14 protein-coding genes are annotated in these 20,767 nt (G+C 37.7%); 5 read left to right on the forward strand and 9 right to left on the reverse strand.

Annotation, left to right across the window (positions count from 1 at the left end; translation table 11 throughout):
* Positions 1–142: 142 nt before the first annotated feature.
* A complete protein-coding gene (locus ACLI50_RS09380) occupies positions 143–871 on the reverse strand; it encodes a ZIP family metal transporter (RefSeq protein ID WP_202838540.1) in 729 nt (242 codons plus the stop codon).
* Positions 871–1,596 carry a class I SAM-dependent DNA methyltransferase gene (locus ACLI50_RS09385; protein WP_202838539.1) on the reverse strand — a complete coding sequence of 242 codons (726 nt, stop codon included), beginning with the start codon at positions 1,594–1,596 and terminating at the stop codon, positions 871–873. The genes ACLI50_RS09380 and ACLI50_RS09385 overlap by 1 nt, the downstream gene beginning before the upstream one ends.
* 137 nt (positions 1,597–1,733) lie before the next feature.
* Here ACLI50_RS09385 and ACLI50_RS09390 point away from each other — a divergent pair, with 137 nt between their 5' ends.
* Positions 1,734–2,900: a THUMP domain-containing class I SAM-dependent RNA methyltransferase gene (locus ACLI50_RS09390; RefSeq protein WP_202838538.1), complete on the forward strand. Its 1,167-nt coding sequence runs from the start codon at positions 1,734–1,736 to the stop codon at positions 2,898–2,900.
* Between the two features lie 570 nt (positions 2,901–3,470).
* On the forward strand, positions 3,471–3,638 hold the full coding sequence (locus ACLI50_RS09395; RefSeq protein ID WP_202838537.1) for a hypothetical protein: 168 nt from the start codon (positions 3,471–3,473) through the stop codon (positions 3,636–3,638).
* 67 nt (positions 3,639–3,705) lie between these two features.
* On the opposite strand, the gene ACLI50_RS09400 is transcribed toward ACLI50_RS09395, so the two are convergent.
* On the reverse strand, positions 3,706–4,512 hold the full coding sequence (locus ACLI50_RS09400) for an AraC family transcriptional regulator (protein ID WP_411413632.1): 807 nt from the start codon (positions 4,510–4,512) through the stop codon (positions 3,706–3,708).
* Positions 4,513–4,551: 39 nt separating this feature from the next.
* Positions 4,552–5,565, reverse strand: a complete 1,014-nt coding sequence (locus tag ACLI50_RS09405; protein WP_202838535.1) for an SDR family NAD(P)-dependent oxidoreductase — start codon at positions 5,563–5,565, stop codon at positions 4,552–4,554.
* A gap of 209 nt (positions 5,566–5,774) precedes the next feature.
* On the opposite strand from ACLI50_RS09405, the gene ACLI50_RS09410 reads away from it, so the two are divergent.
* Positions 5,775–6,779 carry a glycosyltransferase family 2 protein gene (locus tag ACLI50_RS09410; protein ID WP_202838534.1) on the forward strand — a complete coding sequence of 335 codons (1,005 nt, stop codon included), beginning with the start codon at positions 5,775–5,777 and terminating at the stop codon, positions 6,777–6,779.
* A gap of 198 nt (positions 6,780–6,977) precedes the next feature.
* Here the strand turns inward: ACLI50_RS09410 and ACLI50_RS09415 are convergent, their stop codons facing one another.
* On the reverse strand, positions 6,978–8,207 hold the full coding sequence (locus tag ACLI50_RS09415; protein ID WP_343643179.1) for an aminotransferase class I/II-fold pyridoxal phosphate-dependent enzyme: 1,230 nt from the start codon (positions 8,205–8,207) through the stop codon (positions 6,978–6,980).
* A gap of 157 nt (positions 8,208–8,364) precedes the next feature.
* Between ACLI50_RS09415 and ACLI50_RS09420 the strand changes: the two genes are divergently transcribed.
* Complete coding sequence (locus ACLI50_RS09420; protein WP_110009280.1) at positions 8,365–8,823, forward strand: Lrp/AsnC family transcriptional regulator; 459 nt, start codon at positions 8,365–8,367, stop codon at positions 8,821–8,823.
* A gap of 38 nt (positions 8,824–8,861) precedes the next feature.
* Here the strand turns inward: ACLI50_RS09420 and ACLI50_RS09425 are convergent, their stop codons facing one another.
* From ACLI50_RS09425 to ACLI50_RS09440, 4 genes are all read right to left on the reverse strand, one after another.
* On the reverse strand, positions 8,862–9,956 hold the full coding sequence (locus tag ACLI50_RS09425; protein WP_343643180.1) for a serine hydrolase domain-containing protein: 1,095 nt from the start codon (positions 9,954–9,956) through the stop codon (positions 8,862–8,864).
* 179 nt (positions 9,957–10,135) lie between these two features.
* Positions 10,136–11,167, reverse strand: a complete 1,032-nt coding sequence (locus tag ACLI50_RS09430) for a bestrophin family protein (protein ID WP_110009282.1) — start codon at positions 11,165–11,167, stop codon at positions 10,136–10,138.
* Between the two features lie 115 nt (positions 11,168–11,282).
* A complete protein-coding gene (locus ACLI50_RS09435; protein ID WP_411413633.1) occupies positions 11,283–13,355 on the reverse strand; it encodes an alpha-ketoacid dehydrogenase subunit alpha/beta in 2,073 nt (690 codons plus the stop codon).
* 75 nt (positions 13,356–13,430) lie between these two features.
* Positions 13,431–15,551, reverse strand: coding sequence for a S8 family peptidase (locus ACLI50_RS09440; RefSeq protein ID WP_411413634.1), 2,121 nt, complete (start codon positions 15,549–15,551; stop codon positions 13,431–13,433).
* A gap of 433 nt (positions 15,552–15,984) precedes the next feature.
* Between ACLI50_RS09440 and dnaE the strand changes: the two genes are divergently transcribed.
* Positions 15,985–20,652 carry a DNA polymerase III subunit alpha gene (gene dnaE, locus ACLI50_RS09445; protein WP_411413635.1) on the forward strand — a complete coding sequence of 1,556 codons (4,668 nt, stop codon included), beginning with the start codon at positions 15,985–15,987 and terminating at the stop codon, positions 20,650–20,652.
* Positions 20,653–20,767 lie beyond the last annotated feature (115 nt).

The raw sequence follows: 20,767 nt of genomic DNA on the forward strand, positions 1-20,767 counted from the left end.
TGTAAAATATTTTTAAAAAAACAAATTTTAACTTATTTGTCTAAAATGCTATAAGTAAAAATCCACGGGGCATATCGTGGAAAATATATATTATTAATACAACCTAAAATGAAAAAGCTCCGGATTCCGGAGCTTTTTATGTTTAATGAGAATGAGCAGGGGGGTGTTGATGGAAAACATGCATCATCAATGCGAGTGAAACTCCTAAAACAACCAGCCCGATTTTTACCCAATCGATATTGTGATTTTTATTGCTTTCAAAAATGATCACCGATGAGATATGAAGGAAAATTCCTCCTACGATAGCCAGGAAATAAGGCTGAAGGTCAGGATTGAAATAATTTCCTAATAACATTCCCATTGGAGAAGCCAATGCAAATAAAGCTACAATGAGAATAGAAGGATAAGATGAGGAACTTTTTGATTCTCCTTTTCTGTTAAATAAAAATGCACCCAGAATAAATGAAATAGGAAGATTGTGAAATACAATTCCCCAAAGGTAAGGCGACATTTCGTGCTGCTCGTTAGCCAAAGGAATTCCTTCAATAAAAGCATGAATGAATAATCCTACCATTAAAGCAACAGGAAGAATATTGTGTTCGCTATGATGATGGAAGTGCCCGTGTTCAAAACCTTTGGTAAGAGCTTCCAGGATCATCTGGAGAAGAACTCCTGCAATTACAAATATCCCAAGGCTGCTGCTTCCTGCAGAGGTATACACCTGAGGAAAGACTTCGTTGAGACAGATTGTAATCAAAAAACCGGCACTCAGTATCAATAGATTTTTGGCCAGCTTCTCTTTTTTACCAAAGTGTTTTCCAAGGAATACTCCTGTTACGACACTTAAAATCAGTAAAAGTACTGTTGTCATTATTTTTTCTTAAATAAATTGATGCAACGCGGGGAATTTTCTTTCTTAAATTCATTCAGCTGATAATCTCCCCAGATTTTTATTCTTTCAAACCCACATTCAGAAGCATAGGCATGAATGGCTTCCAAAGTATGGAGCTTTACTTTTTCAAAGAAATGAAACGGCTTACCGTCAGCCTCAAAACGGATGTCTTTGATGACATGTCTTCCTTCGATTTTCTTTAGGATTCTGAACTCAATATTTCCTCTCGTGATCGTTGTTTCAGGAACCAAAGTACTTCTTACAAATTCCTCATTCAGGTAGTCCAATACAAAATATCCTCCTGGTTTTAAAGCATTGTAAACGGATTGAAATACTTTCTTATCGTCATTTTCATTGTCAAAATACCCAAAACTGGTAAACAGATTGAATACAGCATCCATAGGATCTGCATCAATAGGGTTTCTCATATCATGAACTTCAAAAAGCAGTGTCTGATTTTCATATTGTTTGTCAGATTCAATACTTTGTCTTGAAAGGTCCAGTCCCAAAACATCATACCCTAATTTGTTAAGGAAAACAGAGTGTCTTCCCTTTCCGCAGGCAAGATCTATGATTTTCGACTGAGGCGGAAGCTGAAGATCCGCTGTGAGCTTTGTAATGAAGTTTTCAGCTTCAGTATAGTCTCTGTTGCTATAAAGCAAATGATAATAAGGGGTATCAAACCAAGATTCAAACCATTCCATAATGCAAAAATAACTAAATTTGTGCGGTTAAAAGCAAAGTATTTTACAACATTAAGAGATTGAAAAATTCAATTGGATAAGAAATTGGGTGGTTAATCTTTTAGTTTTTAAAGCTTTAAATCTTTTAATACATACTTATGGATACAGAAAATATTAAAATACAGATAAAGACATTCTTCGGATTGGAGCAGATTCTGGCGGAAGAAATCAAAAAATTGGGCGGAAGAAATGTTGAAATTAAAAACAGAGCGGTAAATTGTGAAGGAGATCTGGGTTTTCTTTACAAAATCAATTATTCTGCAAGAACGGCATTGAAAATATTGGTGCCCATTCATGAGTTCAAGGCTTTTAATCAGCATCAGTTCTATGACAGGTTATTCAAATTTGAATGGGATAATTTCATGGATGTTGATCAGTCTTTCTTTATTGATGCTACGGTCAATTCTGAAACGTTCAAACATTCTCAGTTTGTGACTTTGAAAATGAAGGATGCCATCGTGGATTATTTCCAGGAAAAATTCAAAAGACGCCCGAATGTGGAAACGAGAAATCCGGATATCAAATTCCATCTTCACATAGACAGAGAATTGGTAATGATTTCTATGGATTCTTCAGGAGATCCTTTGTTTAAAAGAGGATATAGAAGAGAGCAGGGAGAAGCGCCTATCAATGAAGTATTGGCAAGCGGAATGCTTCAGCTGGCAGGCTGGGACGGAAAAGGTAATTTCCTTGATCCGATGTGCGGTTCAGGAACATTATTGATTGAAGCAGCAATGATTGCAATGGATCTTCCGGCTCAGATTTTCAGAAAAAGGTTCGGATTCCAGAACTGGAATAACTATGATGCAGACCTGTTTGCAAAAATTAAAGAATTCAGAATTAACAGAATCAGACAGTTTGATGGAAAAATTGTTGGATATGACATCGATGCAAGAATGCTGAATGCGGCAAGAATGAACGTGGAAGCAGCGGAAATGGAAGATGTTATTGAGATTAAAAAACAAAACTTCTTTGATTCTAAAAAAGATCTGTTCCCTTTATTAATGGTATTCAATCCGCCATACGATGAGAGAATTTCCATTAATGACGATGATTTCTACAAGAAAATAGGAGATACCTTTAAAACCCATTATCCGAATACCTTAGCATGGCTGATCTCTTCAGACCTTGAAGCGGTGAAGAAAATCGGTTTACGTCCTTCAAGAAAGATCAAACTTTTCAACGGAAAACTGGAAACAAGATTTTTACAGTATGAAATGTATGAAGGAACGAAAAAGGTACATAAACTGGAAGAAAATAAATAGCAAGAAAAAGTGCTGGGACATTTTTTTGATCTATTAGATACTCTATTTAGTGTGTCCGGACTGTTTCAGAGCGGTTCGGGATCATCACGTTTAAGTTCTGAAAGAAAGAGCCTGAATTATGATGATAAACTTCAAAAGAAAGAATTTAAGAGATCAAAATACTTCACAGAGAAAGCAAGTGCAGTTGCTTTGTTATTGGCAGCATTTTCTTTTTTTATTGTTTTTAAAGATCCTTTACCTGTACAAAACTATACACCAACCCTAGTGGTGGCTTCTTTAATAGGAGCCGGGATTTCATTTTTAGTATTTTTTGTGTTGCACGTTTTGAAGCTTTATTACTTTAAAACATTGTTCAAATTACTATTCTTCAGCTGTTCAGTAATAATTTTCATTATTTCTGCAATATTATATGTCTACTTTAAGTCAGGATGGTTCATATAACAAAACAAAAACAGGTTTTAAAGTAAAAGGATAGAGGCTGTAGAACAATGGAAAGTCGGAAAAAATATATGAAGAAACGAAAAAAATACATAAATTAGAAGATCATAATTCATAAACTCGGAGATTGAAATGTCCTGGAATTTTTTAGATATATTTGATGTGGTTCTTGATTTATTTGGTCTGCTTGGTTCCGGATCAAAATCATCACCTTCAAAACCTGAAAGAAAAGCTTTAAATCATCATGTGATATCTCAAAAGAAGCAGTTAAAAGATACAGATATTCCAAAGAAAAATTAACTTGTCATACATTATAAGTTTAATTGAAATAATAAAAGGTTGTACAGATTAGTACAACCTATTTTATTTATCGTGCCATTGATGGCGCAAACCCATACTGTTTTTTAAAGGCATGCGAAAAATGCGAGAGGTCTTCAAAACCTACTTCCAGAAAAACATCGGAAGGCTTTTTATTTTTTTCTGACAAATGATAATAGGCCAGTTCAAGACGTTTTTGAGTAAGCCACCGCTGTGGTGTTGTCTGGAAAATCTTTCTGAAATCCCGGTTGAAAGTAGATAAACTCCTTCCTGTCAGATATCCGAACCTTTCCAATGGCATATTGAACATATAATTTTTTTCCATAAAACTGATCAGATCTACTTTTCCCGGCTCATCAAAATCGGCGAGTATATAATCTATATCCGGATCAATTTCCCTTACAATACTGATGGCTTCAGTGATTTTTAAATGGGCAATATTCTCAGGAAGCGGATCTTCCATTTCAAAATAAGGTATGAGCGATGCAAGACAGCTGCTCAGAAGCGGATGACTGCTGAAGCGATGAATACTGGCTTTGTGATTTCCGGTCTTCCTCTGTTCATCAACAGAACTGTAAAAATTCTTCAGGCGTTCTGTGGTAAGATGCATGACTACCGCTTTATGCGGAAGCCCGTCTTTAGGATAATTGATAATCGTGGCAAGATGGTTTCTTGGAATCAGGAAAATATCTCCAGCTTTGAAAACATAGGTTTTATCTGCTTGAATAATTTTCGTTTCTCCTGATATGAACCAAACCAGCATATGGTATTCAAAAACTGTTTCCGTTTTGAAGAGCTTGTCATCATAACTGGAAAGCTTGATATCCGGTGTGAGGTATTGTATCTGGAAATCCATTGTCAAAAGTTTTTCATTACAAATGTATTTAAAAAACAGTTATTGGGTATCGAACTCAAATCCCAGCATCTCTTCACTTAATTTCCATAAACGGGCAGCATTGTTTTTGTCGATGGAATAAGGTTGTACTCCACGAATAGTAGCCGGTTCATCAAATCTGTGCTCAATTTGCCCTCTGTCTACCTCTGCAATATCACAGTTTTCACAATACACTCCGCCAATTCCGTTAAGTTGAGGCGTCACAGCACACCAGACTGTAGTAGCAGCCCCTTGTGGAATTGTTTTTAATCGTGCTTCAACTTCAGGTTTTATATTTCCGTTTTCGTCATGCGTTCCAAGCTGTTTAAAAAGCTCAACAGGTTCTTCTCTGCCCAGATCAGTACCATATACAGAACCGGGATGGAGAGAATAAGCTCTGATATCGAATTCTTTTCCTTTTTCATCTAGTTCTACGGCAAACAGATTACAAGCTGTTTTGGATTGTCCGTATCCGGAAAGGGTATCGTAATTTCTTTCCTCAAAGTTGGGGTCTTCAAAATTAAAAGGAGCCATCTGATGTCCATACGAAGAAACACTGATAACCCTTGCTCCATTTGCTTTTTTCAGAGCCGGCCATAATTTTGAGGTGAGATGGAACTGTCCAAGATAATTGGTCGCCAGCTGAGATTCAAAACCCCTGCTGTCTCTGCGGAGTGGTACCCACATAATCCCGGCATTATTAATAAGAAGATCCAGTTTTCTGCGTGATGAGACGAATCTTTCTGCAAAGGCATCAATGGATGCCGGATCCATCAGATCCATTTTTTCAAGTTTGATATTTTCAATTCCTGTAAGGTTTTTTCCTGCCTTTTCAATATCTCTTGCAGGAATAATGACATAGGCTCCGGCCGAAGTAAGTACTTTTGTAGTTTCAAGTCCGATTCCTGCGTAGCCACCGGTAATGATCACTGTTTTTCCAGTAAGATCAATTCCCTGAATAACTTCCTGTGCTGTTGAATAAGCGTTAAAGCCTGACTGAATGGGTTGCTGTAATGTGCTGATAATTGGTTCCATTTTTTTGTTGGTTTAAATTTCTATAGCAAAATTAGGAGGGATTCCGGATGTTTATTTTGTTTAGAATGCCAAATTACTTGGTTCAGAATTTCATTGATAAAATATGTACAGAGAGAAGAATACAATGTAACATCGTTAATTTATCTGAATAAGCTGTTAAACTGTTTGTAGGTTGTTCTGCGAATAAGTAATTTTGAAAAATTTTCAATTTGAAGCCTACTATTTCTATTGTCGTTGCCATTTACAACCGGAAAGACGAACTTTTTGAGTTGCTGACTTCTCTTACTCAACAGACAGATAAGGAGTTTGAGATCATTATCGTGGATGACGGTTCTCTGATCGATCTGAAACCTACTATCAAAAACTTTGAACAGGGATTGGATATTAAATATTTCAGAAAAGATAACTCAGGACCGGGACTGACAAGAAATTACGGTGCGGCAAGAGCCGCTAACGAATGGCTGGTATTTGTAGACAGTGATGTCATTGTTGAAAAAGATTATATTGAGCATATTAAAAACGATATCCTGACCATTCCTTGTGATGCGTTTGGCGGGGCTGATAAAGCGCATAAAGGATTTAATCTGATGCAGAAAGCTATTTCTTATTCCATGACGTCTGTATTTACAACCGGAGGAATAAGGGGAAGTAAGAAAGCGGTTTCAAAATTTCAGCCCAGAAGTTTCAATATGGGGGTGAAAAAAGAAGTCTTTAAAAAAGTAGGCGGATTTTCAGAAATGAGAATTGGTGAAGATCCGGATCTTTCCATGACCCTATGGGAAAACGGCTTTACTACTGCTTTTTTTGATGATATTGCTGTATATCATAAACGTAGAGTTGATTTTGGAAAATTCTCCAAACAGGTCTATCAGTTTGGCTGTGCAAGACCGATTCTTAACCAGAGACACCCGAATTATGTAAAGATTTCCTTTGCTTTTCCTACTTTATTTATGCTGGGATATGTGATGGGCTTTCTGGAGTATTTTATTATGGGAAGAGGAATCATCCTTGCCTTTTATGGATTGTATACCTTTCTGGTGTTGTTTCACGCTTTATTGCTGACAAAAAATATCAGTATTGCCGGAATGGCGGTTATTTCCACGTATATTCAGATGTTTTCTTACGGATACGGATTTTTAAAGTCCTGGATTTTGCTGAATGTTTTCAGAATGAAACCCGAGGATGCTTTTCCGCATCATTATTATAAGAAATAGCAGGGATAATTATCTGTAAAGGAAATTCAATAGGAATGGGCTTTAGCCCATTCATCAAAATAAATAAAATCTTCCAATGGCTTTAACCTAAACCTATAAAAGCCTACACATAACATTTGTTAATCAATATCAAAACAGGTAGATTGATAAATAAAAAAGGCTGTTTCTCACAAATGAAACAGCCTTTTTACAATAAATTTAGGAAATGGAAATGTTTTCATGGTGGTTAAGAACTCCAACTTTCAGCATGCATTCCTTCATTTTTTGGTAAGTTCTTTTGATATCGTGGTCAAGACCGATGGAGAATCTGATCAGTCCGTCTGAAATTCCTATAGATGCTCTTTCTTCTTCAGGGATTTCAGATGAGGTAGATTTTCCTGAGCATGAGAATAAGGTCTTATAGAACCCTAAACTCACAGCAAGATAACCAAGGTTTTCTGTCTGCATCAGTTCCATCAGTTCGTTTGCTTTTTCTGTTGTTCCGGCATCCAGAGTCAGTAATCCTCCGTATCCGTATTCTTCATGAATCATACTTTTCATTAATTCATGGTTTTTGTGGGATGGTAAGCCCGGATAAGATACTTTTAAGCCATCTTTTTCAAATCTTTCAGCCAGATACATGGCATTGTGGCTGTGCTGTTTGATTCTGATGTGTAATGTTCTCAGATTTTTTAAGATACTTGAAGATCGTAAGCTGTCCATGGTTGGGCCAAGAAGCATACAAGCTCCGGAATTGACATTTTTGGTATCATCAATAAATGCCTGAGTGGCACAATATACTCCTCCTACCGTATCACTGCTTCCGTTGATGAACTTTGTGAGGCTGTGAATCACGACGTCAGCCCCGAATAATGTCGGAGAAATTGAAAGAGGGGAGAAGGTATTATCTACAATCAGTTTCAGGTTGTATTTCTTACAGATTTCGGAAAGCTTTCTAAGATCTGCTACTTCAAGCAGCGGATTGCTGACACTTTCACAATAAATGACTTTAGTATCGGGAGTAATAGCTTTTTCTATAGATTCAAAATTATTGATATCTACAAAAGTGGTCGCTACATTGAACTGAGGGAAGAAATTTTTTAGAAAAGCATAGGTTCCTCCGTAGATAGTCCGGCTTGAAATAATATGGTCTCCACTTTTGCACACCTGCATCAAAACAGAAGTTATTGCTCCCATTCCGGATGCTGTAACGTTGGCAGATTCTGTGTTCTCCATCTTGGCAAGAGCCTGTGCCAGATAAAGATTCATCGGTGATGAATGTCTGGAGTACAGATAGCATCCTTCCGCATTGCCTTCGAAAGTATCAAACATTGTCTTTGCAGAAAGGAAGGTATAGGTAGAGCTGTCAGAGATAGAAGGATTCACTCCCCCGAATTCACCAAAATACTGAAGATCTTGGATCTCATTGGCTGCGTTAAAGTTTTCCATAAATATTGTTTTTATTTTATGGTCTCAATTTGCATTAATTTGTTAATTATTACAACATAAATTTGAATTTATAGAAAATAAAACTGTAAAATATTGTTTATTTAGAAAAAATATTTAGTATCTTCGATGGTATTAAACTTTTACCAAAAAATTATCTATGGAACTTGACGAAACTGATAAGAAACTTTTGTCTTTTTTACAGGAAGACTGTAAACAAACCACCAAAGAACTGTCCGCTAAGCTTGGATTGTCCGTTACAGCAATTTATGAGCGTGTAAAAAAGCTTGAAAATGCTGGAGTTATTTCAAAATATGTAGCCTTGCTGGACAAGAGTAAAGTTAAGAAAAATTTTATCGTTTTGTGTCATGTGAAACTAAGCCAGCATAAAAAAGAATTTGTCCTTCAGTTTGAAAAAGAGGTAATGGACCTTCAGGAAGTTACGGAATGTTTCCATGTAAGCGGAGATTATGATTATATCCTTAAAATAGGAGTGAAAGACATTGAAGACTACCGCAGTTTTATGCTGACGAAACTTACAACACTTCAGCACATCGCAAGTACGCACAGCTCGTTTATGATTTCCGAAGTTAAAAATACGACGGCGATTGTATTGTAAGCTTATCGCAGGTTTTTTGATCTAAACTGTATGGAAGATCAATGTTTATAAATATCTTCTTTGGTCATTTTGTCGATAAAATAGTGAAGTCTTTTAATCTCGCTTCTGCCTCTGTTTTTGTCATTCAGAAAGCATGTCGTTACGATAACCATTTTTAAATCTGGAATGATGCAGATAAGCTGTCCGCCATATCCGGTAGCCACAAAAGCCTGATGTCCGTTGGTTTTTCTTCGCCACCAGTAATAGCCGTATCCATTGGCACCCGGCATTACATCCCAGGAATCCAGTTTAACATGCTCAGCTGTCGATTCCTGAATCCATTTTGAGGAAACAATCTGTCTGCCTCCCAATTTTCCGTTATTCAGGATCATCAAACCAAATTTCAGCATATCTTCAGGTTTCATAAACATTTCCGAACCTGCAATATTTCTGTTCATGGAATCTGTATCCCATCGGGGAACATTGATCTTTAATGGTTTAAAAAGGTTTTCTGCTGCAAATTGTTTCAGATTGGTTTTCACAATTTTTGCCAGTGCAGCACCGAAAAGGTGGGTTTCACCGCTGTTATAATTAAATACGGTTCCCGGATACTCTTCAAAAGGAAGATCCAGTACAAATTTTACAGGATCACCGGAAAATGACATGGCTGTTGAGATTTTTGAATTTTCAATCCAATCGAAACCACCTTGCATGGTCAGCAGATTTCTTAACGTTAATGTATTTCTGATCGAATCATGAGCTACCTTTCCTTCAATATTGGAGATTTTTTTGAAACTGCTTCTTGAGACATTGTATTCCGGAAGAATTTTTAAAACCGGTGTATTGAGATTGGGAAGTATGTTTTTATCTTGAGCAATACCTGCCAGAACAGAGACGATACTCTTGGTGACGGACTTTATACTGAAGATGGTTTCCTTGCTGGCTCCGTGGGAATAATGCTCATAAATAAGTTTATCATTTTGAGAAACAATGAATGATCCCAGAGAAGGAATACTGTCGTTGATCTCCTGGTTGAACTGATCTGTAAATTCTTTAGGTAACTCTTTATTGAAAGCCGCCTGCGACTTCACTTTAGGGCAGAATAGGGTAAGGCACAACATTGTGATAGCCTGCAGAAGTTGCCTGGATCTCATTGTTTACAAAGAAGGGATAAATTATTAGCTGATCGAAAAAGTAACAACTATACTGATCCGGATGAATCTATATAGCTGATGCTTTCAATGCCCTAAATTATGAAAAACAATGAACTTTTAAAATATATTTTACCTGATATTTTTATTGCAGTTTTGTTTTAATAAATGATCCTCAGAAATTATACTAATACTCCGTTTTTGGAAGCAATAGGATCCGGAAGATCTGTTTCTCCGCTCATCTGGAGAAGGTCTATTTCAATCGTTCTGCAGATAGACAGCATAGGGACGTCAAACATTAATCCCGCAAAAGGATTTTCAGAATAATCTCCTACCAGTTCCATAATGATATAAATCCAGCCGATAATGATACAGAAAGGAATAGAAGTCCATATTCCCCAATCTCCCAATTTGGCAAACTCGTTCACTAATCCCAGTGGAAGAAGCATGATGAACAGTATATTAAAAACAAAAGCTGTACTGGCAAACTGTCTTGGAGAAGGGAATTTTTTAATTCTCTCCGCCTGTCCCTGGAAATTGTAGAATTCATTCAGGCTGTTTTGAAGCTGAGTCTGATTGAAATCCGTAATGGCATTCATATTTTTCAGCTCGTTGATGTCTTTTGCCTGCTGGGCAATCAGATAGGTAGCAAAATTTTTATAATCATTTTTAAGATCATACTCTTCTTCTGACAGATATTTGTGCAGGAAAATAGGAGCTCTTCCGTAGTCAGGAAAACCGGCTTTTATTAACCTGTTTCTTCTCAGGTTGATATTCCCGAATTTATTATTTTCTGTACTGATATGCTCCCATTCTGTAGGAATCAAAAGCTGTTCCCGGAAAGTATATAACCATGCTATATGACGGTAAACGATTCTTCTTTTACGGTCTTCAAGATCAAAAACACCAATTTCTTCGTTTTTAGTATCGAAGGCATACACCATAGAGGCAAATGAACGGCTGGAATTCACAATTCCGCCCCAGATTTTTCTGGCTTCCCAAAGTCTGTCATAAGCCTGATTGTTTTTAAAACCTACAAGGAATGCTTCTGCTGTACCAATCAAAGCTACAGGAACCCATGGAATAGTCATCCACTGCCAATTGAAAAAATAGAATAGGACAGCGATCAGCGTACACCAGATTGAAATCAGTATAAGATGAAAACCTGATAAATTGAGAACCTGCTTATAATTGACGTATTTAGTAGTGATCATAAAGAAGTATCGAATTTTTGGTGCATATAAACAAAATAGATACCAAAATGAGACATCTGTTCTGTTGATTAAAATTAATAAAAAAAACCTCTGATTTTTCAGAGGTTTCAATTATTTAATATTTCAGCATTTCTTCGATCTTACTGCTGAGCTTTTCAGCATTTGGAAGCATTTCTTTTTCCAGAACAAGGTTGATAGGAACAGCAGGTACATCCAGTGATCCCATTGTTTCTACTGGTGCGTCAAGATACCTGAAGCAATTTTTGGAAATACGGTGTGCAAAAGCTTCTGCAAAAGAGTTATTAAGCTGTTCTTCTGTCAGAACGATGCATTTTCCATGTGCTTTCACTCTTTCGAAAACAAGTTCTTCATCAAGAGGGATCAATGTTCTTAAGTCGATCACTTCAACTCTTCCGTTGAAACTCTTAGCCGCTTCTTTGGCCCAGTAAACTCCCATTCCATAAGTAACTACCAATAAAGTTCTGCCTTTTTCGGTTTCATCCTTATCTGCTTCAATAATTACTTTACCTTTTCCAAATGGAAGAACATAGTCTTCAGCAGGCTCTATCGTTTTGGCATCTTCAGTTCCCGGAACTTTACTCCAGTACAATCCTTTATGCTCCAGCATCACTACCGGGTTCGGATCATAATAAGCTGCTTTAAGCAAACCTTTAAAATCTGCAGCATTACTTGGGTATGCTATTTTGATTCCTTTGATATTGGCTAAGATACTTTCCACACTTCCACTATGGTAAGGACCGCCGCCGCCATAGGCTCCGATAGGAACACGGATGATATTGCTTACCGGGAATTTTCCGCCGCTTAAATAACTTGATTTTGAAATTTCCGTAATCAACTGGTTGATCCCCGGATAAATATAATCTGCAAACTGAACCTCAACAATTGGCTTCAGTCCAACAGCACTCATTCCGGCAGTAGATCCTATGATATAAGCTTCCTGAATGGCCGTATTGAATACTCTTTTGCTTCCGAATTTTTTTCCTAAAGTAACCGTTTCACGGAAAACTCCACCGATTCTTTCACCTACATCCTGTCCGTAAAGAAGTGCTTCAGGGTGTTTCCACATCAGTTCCTGGATGGCATGGATGGCAGCATCCACCATTACAATTTTTTCTCCGTTGGCAGGTTCACGTGTTCCTGTCTCCTCAGTAATGGGAGTTGGGGCAAAAACGTGCTGCATTACGGTTTCAGGTTTTGGATCCTCTGCATTTTTAGCTTTTTCAAAAGCTTCTTCTGCTTCAAGACGCGCCTTTTTAGTGATTTGCTTTAAAAGATCTTCATCAACACCTGTTTCCAGTAGATGTTTTCTAAGGATCTCTCCCGGATCTTTGGCCCTATGTTTTGTTAAATCTTCTTCATCTCTGTAGAATTCTCTTCTTACTCCTGAAGTGTGGTGACCGATCAATACCGTTTTTGCACAGACAACAAGAGGTTTTCTTTCTGTTCTTACAAAATCTACGGCTTTTTTCATGGCTTCAAAACTTTCCACAAAATCAGTTCCGTCTACTCTCATTCTGCTTAGCCCAGTGAATCCTGCTACAAAATCGTATGCATCACAGGTTCTTGCTTCGTCTTTCGTTACGGAAATTCCCCATTCGTTATCCTGAACAAGGAAGATGATCGGAAGCTGATGCAGAGCTGCAAACTGTAAAGCTTCACTCACTTCACCTTCTGTAACGGAATTGTCTCCAAGACTACAAACCACAACAGGATTGTTTTCAAATTGCTGAAGATTGAAATCCTGAATGTATTTGATTCCCTGTGCAACTCCTGTCGTTGGGATAGTCTGCATTCCAGTAGCGGAACTCTGGTGAACGATTTTTGGTTTGTTTTCATCCCTGCTTGAAGGGTGGGAGTAATAAGATCTTCCTCCCGAAAAAGGATCATCAGCTTTAGCCAGTAACTGAAGCATTAGTTGGTAAGGTTCAAAACCGATTCCTAAAAGAATGCTTTCGTCTCTGTAATAGGGAGAAACCCAGTCTTCTTTTTTAAGCTGATAGGCTGTCGCAAGCTGGATGGCTTCGTGACCTCTGGAAGTACTGTGAACGTATTTGCATACATTTCTGTTTTCTTCGTAAATGTCAGCCATTGCCTTGGCCAGCATCATATGATTATACGCTTTGAGTAATATATCCTGAGAAACTTTTTCGTGAAGTGCATTTTCCATAGGAAGCAAATATACATAAAAAAACAAAATACTAACAACTGTTAGTATTTTGTGAAAAATCTTTGTTTATATAGGTTATTCCTTGATCACTTTTTTAGAAATAACATCTTTGTCTGTTTTTATTTCAATGATGTAAATTCCATTGGTGTACGCAGATAAATCTATTGGTTCTTTGTGATTGTTGATCTTTCCTTTCTGTAACTTCTTACCTGAAAGATCATAGACATTGAATGTGGAATTTTTAGGAGCTTTTAATACATTGGTGAAATCTTTTACAACCGTTGGTGCGATCGTTATGCCATCAGATTTTCTTAATCCGGCATCCTTGGTTCCCAGCACTTCGCTAAATCCTGATGCAATGATAGAATAATTCTGAGGGGAAGTAACACTTGGAGAAGCGTTATTTTTTAATGTTCCTTTATGAGAAATCTCAATTCTATAAACAGCTCCTGGTGTTGGGTTATCAATAACAACCTGCTCTACATTATCTACTGTGTTGTCTCCTTTTGTAGCAGGAGTCATTGGATCTAATGCATTTAATTTCCAAGGCTGATAAATGATGCCTGTTCCGGTATCTATAATTCTTACATCCAGATCGTTTATTAATCTGGAAGTTCTGTTGTTGTAGGCTTCTGCCCATGTTATGCTTGTGGGGATAACATATTCCGGATCAATCCAGGATAGGGTTACTTTTAAGGGTTCAGATCCGGATGCTTTCACTGTTCGAGCATTAACCGAACCATTATTTAAGGTTTCATCATTAAATAGTATGGTATTGTTGGATTTTCCTACAAGAAGTTCTGCTCCTTTTTTTGCATCTATATACCCCCAGCCATTCCATGGGTCCGGGCCGACAGTTCCTGCTTCCGATGCAGAGTGGATCATTAAGGTTTTTGCAGAGGCTGCATTAAGCTCAAGAGCAGGATATAGCTGTTTATAAATCTGCATCCAGACTCCTATGATTCCGGTAACAATAGGCCCGGAAAAAGAGGTTCCACTGCCCACGTTATATAAGCTGCTGCCTGTTGTATTTTCCGCTGTGGAACCATATCCTACATTAGTTCCTGTAGTAATAATGTCCGGTTTTATAGCGCCGTCATCTCTTGGACCTGCGCTGCTGTAGCTTGATTTTATAACATCAGAAGGAGAGGAGTATCTTTTGTCGCTGGCAGTCAGGATATCAGAAGCACCTACTACAATAATGTTTTTTGCCAAAGAACCAAAACCAATACAGTCATATCCTAAAGCGCAGTTGTTTTGTGGAAGTGTGTCTGTAGCTGCAAATTGTACATAAGTTCCTGCACTGTTTTTATAATATTTAGCTAAGGTGTTTCCTGTTGGCCCCATTCCATATGAATTTCCGGCTGATTTAACGATAACATAGGTGGGATTATTATACACGATATTGTCATAAGTCTGGTCGCTATCAAGATAGGTTCCCTGTAGATCAGCAGTGGTTCCAGGGCTTATGAACTGCCCGCCCCATATCCAGGCAATTCCATAAAGGCTACTCCAGCCAGGGTTTGTACCGTATGAATGATTGGATATTTTGGGCTGTGCCAGGACTATCTTTTCAAATACCGTACTGGAAGCAGAACCTCCGGGTAATGTTGTAGTAGCGAAGGCATAATTGTCAAAAGTTGAATTTTGTGCTATTCCTCTTAAATTCGTAACCCGGGTTGTTCCATTGGTAAATGTAAGCGTATAAGGATAGTCTTTGGCGCCGATAAATCCTGTAACAGCAGTGGCATGTGAGCTGTAATTCATGGTACTGGCTTCTTTATTATTAACCCTGTCTGCTGCGTTGTTAAACAGTTCATGTCCTTCAAATGCTCTTCCGCCATCAAAGATGGTGTATTTAATATTTTCGCCGTTAAATGAACCTGTCAACCCTGTGATGGTGCCATTCTGTAAAAAGTCTGCATTGGAGTTTTTTATTTGATCCAAATCATCCGACTGATAGAAATAAGGCTTTCCATCCGGATCGAATCCTGCCAGATTTTTTCGCTGTTCTTCAAGTTCTTTAAGTGTCCCAGGGTTTTTATCAGACTCAAAATGTTTTGAGAGAAACAGATCAAATTTTTTGTTGTTTTCTATTCGTTGTCGTTCTAATGTTTTTTTTAAAACTTCATTATTGTTTTGTGCATTCATGACAATGGTTGTCAGTATGCCGATCGAAATAAAAATTTTTTTCATTGTGGTATTTTTTTATGGTTGTTTATTGATAAATATATATATATATATATATATAATGCTTTTATTATTTGTTTTGTTTAATTAAATAGTGTTTTTATTGATTGTTTTAATATTTTAATTGGGTTTTTATGAATAATTTAATATTTTAATTTGTATTTATAGTTTTTATTTTACTGGATCTAAATGAGAATTGATGCTTTTTGACAGGAAAACAGTTGGAAAAACTCTGAGATTAGCACTCTATTGTGTTTTATATGTTATAATTTATCATTTTATGGAGAATTAATTGAAAAAATGCAAACCCATAGGAGTAGAAGAAATTAAGCTTTGTATTTTTAAAAAAGGCCGAGATTTATATTCTGAAACCAGGGTGTGATTAGAAAAAAATGAAGTAACTTTACATTCTCTTTTTATAAAAAAGTTAGAACATTATATGTATTTAATTTTTGACACAGAAACAACCGGTTTACCAAAAAATTTCAACGCTCCGCTTTCAGACTCGGATAACTGGCCCAGAATGGTCCAGATTGCATGGCAGGTGCACGATGATGATGGAAACTTGATTGAAAACCAGGATTATATAATAAAACCTGAAGGGTATGATATTCCCTTCAACGCTGCCCGCATTCACGGAATTACAACAAAAATCGCCAATGAAGAAGGACGTGACCTTCAGGAAGTTCTTGAAGAATTTTCTAAGGTTCTTGAAAGAATCAGGGTGGTTTCCGGACATAATGTGGAATTCGACTACAATATCGTAGGAGCAGAATTTTACAGAAAAAACCTGAAAGATAACCTTCAGGAAAAGCCAAAGGCGGATACCATGATTTTGGGAACGGACTTCTGCCAGCTTGGAGGAGGCCGCGGAGGTCGTTTTAAACCTCCGAAACTTGAAGAATTATATGAAAAACTTTATGGGAACAAATTTGATGAAGCTCATAATGCTGCAGCCGACGTTAACGCAACAGCCAGAGCTTTCTTTGAAATGGTAAGAATTGGCGTAGTTCCTGCTGAAACATTAAAGATTTCAGAAGATCAGCTTGCCTATTTCAGAAGCCTTTATCCGGACCCGATCAAGCCTTTCAATATTGTTATCAGAAGGCAGGTTGCTGATTTTCATAATAAGAAAAAGCAGCAGGATTTCGGAAGCATTGATGAAATTGATTTAGGTAAATATTTCAATTTTGATAACCATAGTGTTTTCTCTACGCTTACGGCTACCTCAAGCATTAATGACCTGATTAAAAAAGCCTCTGATGAAAATTTCCCTGCTGTCGGAATGGTGGATCTTGGAAATATGATGGGAGCTTTCAAGTTCGTCTCGGCAGTAGAAGGAGCTAATGCAGACAGAGCGAAAAAGCATAAAGAATACCTGGCAAAAAAACAGGAAGCAGAAGAAAACGGAACAGAATTTACTGAAGAAGAGCCTGTTTCAGAACCGCTTATTCCTGTAGTGGGTTGTGAGTTTTATATTTCAGACCGTTACGAACAAAAGCAGTTTACCAAAGATGATCCGGACAGAAGAACACAGGTTGTGCTTTTGGCGAAAGATTTTAATGGATATAAAAACCTGGCAAAACTCTCCAGTATCGGATTCCTGAAAGGATTCTATTTTGGAGTTCCCAGGGTGAGCAGGGAGTTGATTGCTCAATATAAAGAAGGAGTCATAGCTTTAACATCCGGAATTATGGGGGATATTCCCGATGCGATCTTAAATACCGGTGAGCAGAAAGGAGAGGAGCTTTTCAAATGGTGGAAAGACACCTTTGAAGATGATTTTTATGTGCAGATTCAGAATCACAAACTGCCTGAAGAAGAACATTTAAATGAAGTTCTTTTGTATCTGGCAGATAAATATAATGTGAAAATTTTAGCTCAGAACGAAACCTTTTACACCAATAAAGATGATTCTAATATTCAGGACATTGTAAGCTGTATCAAAGATGGTGAAAAGCTTACTACGCCTATTGGAAAAGGATTCGGTAAAAGAAGAGGGCTGGCGACAGGCGAATATTACATCAAAAATTCTGATGAAATAAAAGAAGCCTTTTTAGCCTATCCGGATGCTTTTGATGCGTATGAAGAATTTACGGCAAAATTTAAACCTTATACCTTAAAAAGAGACGTACTTCTTCCTAAATTTGATATCCCTGCGGAATTTATCCATGCAGAAGATGAGGTAGACGGCGGAAAAAGAGGGGAAATGGCTTACCTTACCTATCTTACCTATGAAGGTGCCAAGAAAAGGTATGCAGAAACGGGTATTACTGATGAAATTAAAGAACGTCTTGACTTTGAGCTTGAGGTAATTGCCAATACCGGTTATCCGGGTTACTTCCTTATCGTACAGGATTTCTGTAATGAAGCCCGTAATATGGGCGTTTGGGTTGGTCCGGGAAGAGGGTCGGCGGCAGGATCTGCGGTTGCGTACTGTATCGGAATTACCAATGTAGACCCCATCAAATATGATCTCCTTTTTGAGAGATTCTTGAACCCGGAAAGGGTTTCCATGCCCGATATTGATATTGACTTTGATGATGAAGGGCGAGATAAAATTATCAAATGGGTTGTTGAAAAATATGGAAAAACTCAGGTAGCACAAATTATTACATACTCGGTATTGGGAGGAAAATCTGCCATTAAAGATGCCGGAAGGGTTTTGGATGTGCCTATTCCTGATACCAATAATATTGCCAAACTGATTCCTCCAAGTCCCGGGATGAATATTGCAAAAGCTTTAGCGAAGTATGATAAATTAAAACCGGAAGAACAGATGCTCGTTGATGAGATGAGATATGTTCTTGAAAGTCCTGATGATGCACGACACGGAGTTTTAGCAAGTGCTAAAAAAATGGAAGGCTGTATCAGAAACACCGGAATTCACGCCTGCGGGGTGATTATTACGCCGGAAGATGTGAGTAATCTTGTTCCGGTTACCATTGCAGCAAAAGATGCTGATATCCTGGTGTCACAGTTTGATAACTCTGTTGCGGAAAGTGCCGGTCTTCTGAAGATGGACTTTTTGGGGCTGAGAACGCTGACTATTATTAAAGATGCATTGAAGCTTGTTAAAGCAAGATATGGAGTGGATATTGATCCGGATCTTATTCCGCTGGATGATGCCAAAACCTATCAGTTGTTTAAAGAAGGAAGAACGGTCGGGATTTTCCAGTATGAAAGTCCGGGAATGCAAAAATACATGAGAGAGCTTAAGCCGACGGTTTTTGCCGATCTTATCGCTATGAATGCCTTGTACCGTCCCGGTCCGATTAAATATATCCCGAACTTCATCAACAGAAAGCACGGAATTGAAGAGATTGTCTACGACTTACCGGAAACAGAAGAATATTTAAAAGAAACATACGGAATTACCGTTTATCAGGAGCAGGTAATGCTTTTATCCCAGAAACTGGCCAACTTTACCAAAGGTGAAGCCGATACTTTAAGAAAGGCAATGGGTAAAAAGCAGATTGATGTTCTTAATAAAATGTACCCGAAATTTATTGAAGGAGGTAGAAAAAATAACCTTAATGAAGAAAGGTTGGAGAAAATCTGGAATGACTGGAAAGCCTTTGCAGAATATGCCTTCAATAAGTCCCACTCAACATGTTATGCATTCATCGCCTATCAGACCGCCTATTTGAAAGCTAATTATCCGGCAGAATACATGGCGAGTGTAATGAGTAATAACATTAACAATACGGATTCTATCACCATGTTCATGGAAGACTGTAAAAGTATGGGGGTGGATGTTCTGGGACCGGACGTGAATGAATCTCAATACAAATTCTCCGTAAACGAAAAGGGACAGATCCGCTTTGGGTTGGGAGCGATAAAGGGAATTGGAGAAGGGCCGAGTGAAGCAATTACAAGAGAAAGAGAAAACGGAAGGTTTAAAAATATTTATGATTTCTTCGAAAGAATACTGCCTTCACAGATGAACAAGAGGGTAGCAGAGAGTTTGGTGCTTGCAGGTGCTTTTGATGAACTGGATGCTTTCCACAGAGGACAGTATTTTGATATTGACATGGCAGGAAAGACCAATCTTGAAAGACTGATCAGATACGGGCAGAGTTTCCAGGAAAGCAAAAACGAGATGGAGCACTCTTTATTTGCGGATTTCGCAGAAGAAGTTCAGATTGAACAGCCGAAACTGGCTCCATGTCCGGAATGGCCCAATATGCATAAGCTTAATAAAGAAAAAGAGATCATTGGCTTCTATCTTTCTGCTCATCCGCTGGACGAATTTAAATATCAGTTCCAGTTTATGCAGGGGCAGCTTTCTAAAAAAGCAGTTCTTGAGAAAAATGAAGAAGAAAAGGTTGTTACCGATGAAGCGCCTGTTTTGGAACAGGATGCCCTGGACGATGCTGTGGATCTTACGGAAATTGTTTCAGATGATATAGTGGCAGGAGAAGAGGAAGTGATAGAAGAAGTTACTAAGAAGGCAGAGCCAAAAGGGAATTTCTTATTCCTGAATCTGGATGAGGTGGATGCTTACAAAGAACAGGCTTTCTCTAATAAACAGGAAGAACTGTTTGAAGAGAAAAAGAAAGACTGGAAAACCCTTCAGAAAGAGAGGGAAAATGGCGGTGGTGGTAAAGAATATACTGTAGCCGGTCTTATTACCGAATACAGGGTTCAGGATGGTTTCAGAAGTGGTGAGAAAGTAGCTTTTGTTACACTTGAAGATTATTCCGGATCCTATTCATTCAGGCTGGGAGACAGAGATTACATGAGATTGAAAGAAAAGCTGGAAGTACAGAGATTTGTGATTTTTAAGATAAAATTTGCTCAGGTAAAAGATGGCAGGGTCTTCGTTAATGTAAATGATGTAATTGAACTTCAGGAAGCATTTGAACGATTTGCAAAGAGTATATCATTGGTGATGGATGTGATGGATGTAAGACCTGAAGATCTCGACTTTTTCAGAACGGTTCTCGACAGAAACAAAGGAAACCAAAAATTGAAATTCTTTATCAAAAACCTGGAAGATGACTCCCATATTGAAGTTCAGTCTATGAAACATTCGGTGGATCTGAATGGTGATCTGATAAAAGAAATTCAACTTCTTAATAAATATGAATTTTATTTAAACTAGAAAAATACATGATAAAGAAAGGAGTGGCTTATGCCACTCTTTTTTTTGTTTATATATTATCAGTATTGATGAAAAATTTTAAATAGTTTTTCTCTTAAGATAGAAAAATTTACTG

It is taken from the genome of Chryseobacterium cupriresistens, assembly GCF_046614675.1.
Classification (GTDB): Bacteria; Bacteroidota; Bacteroidia; order Flavobacteriales; family Weeksellaceae; genus Chryseobacterium; species Chryseobacterium cupriresistens.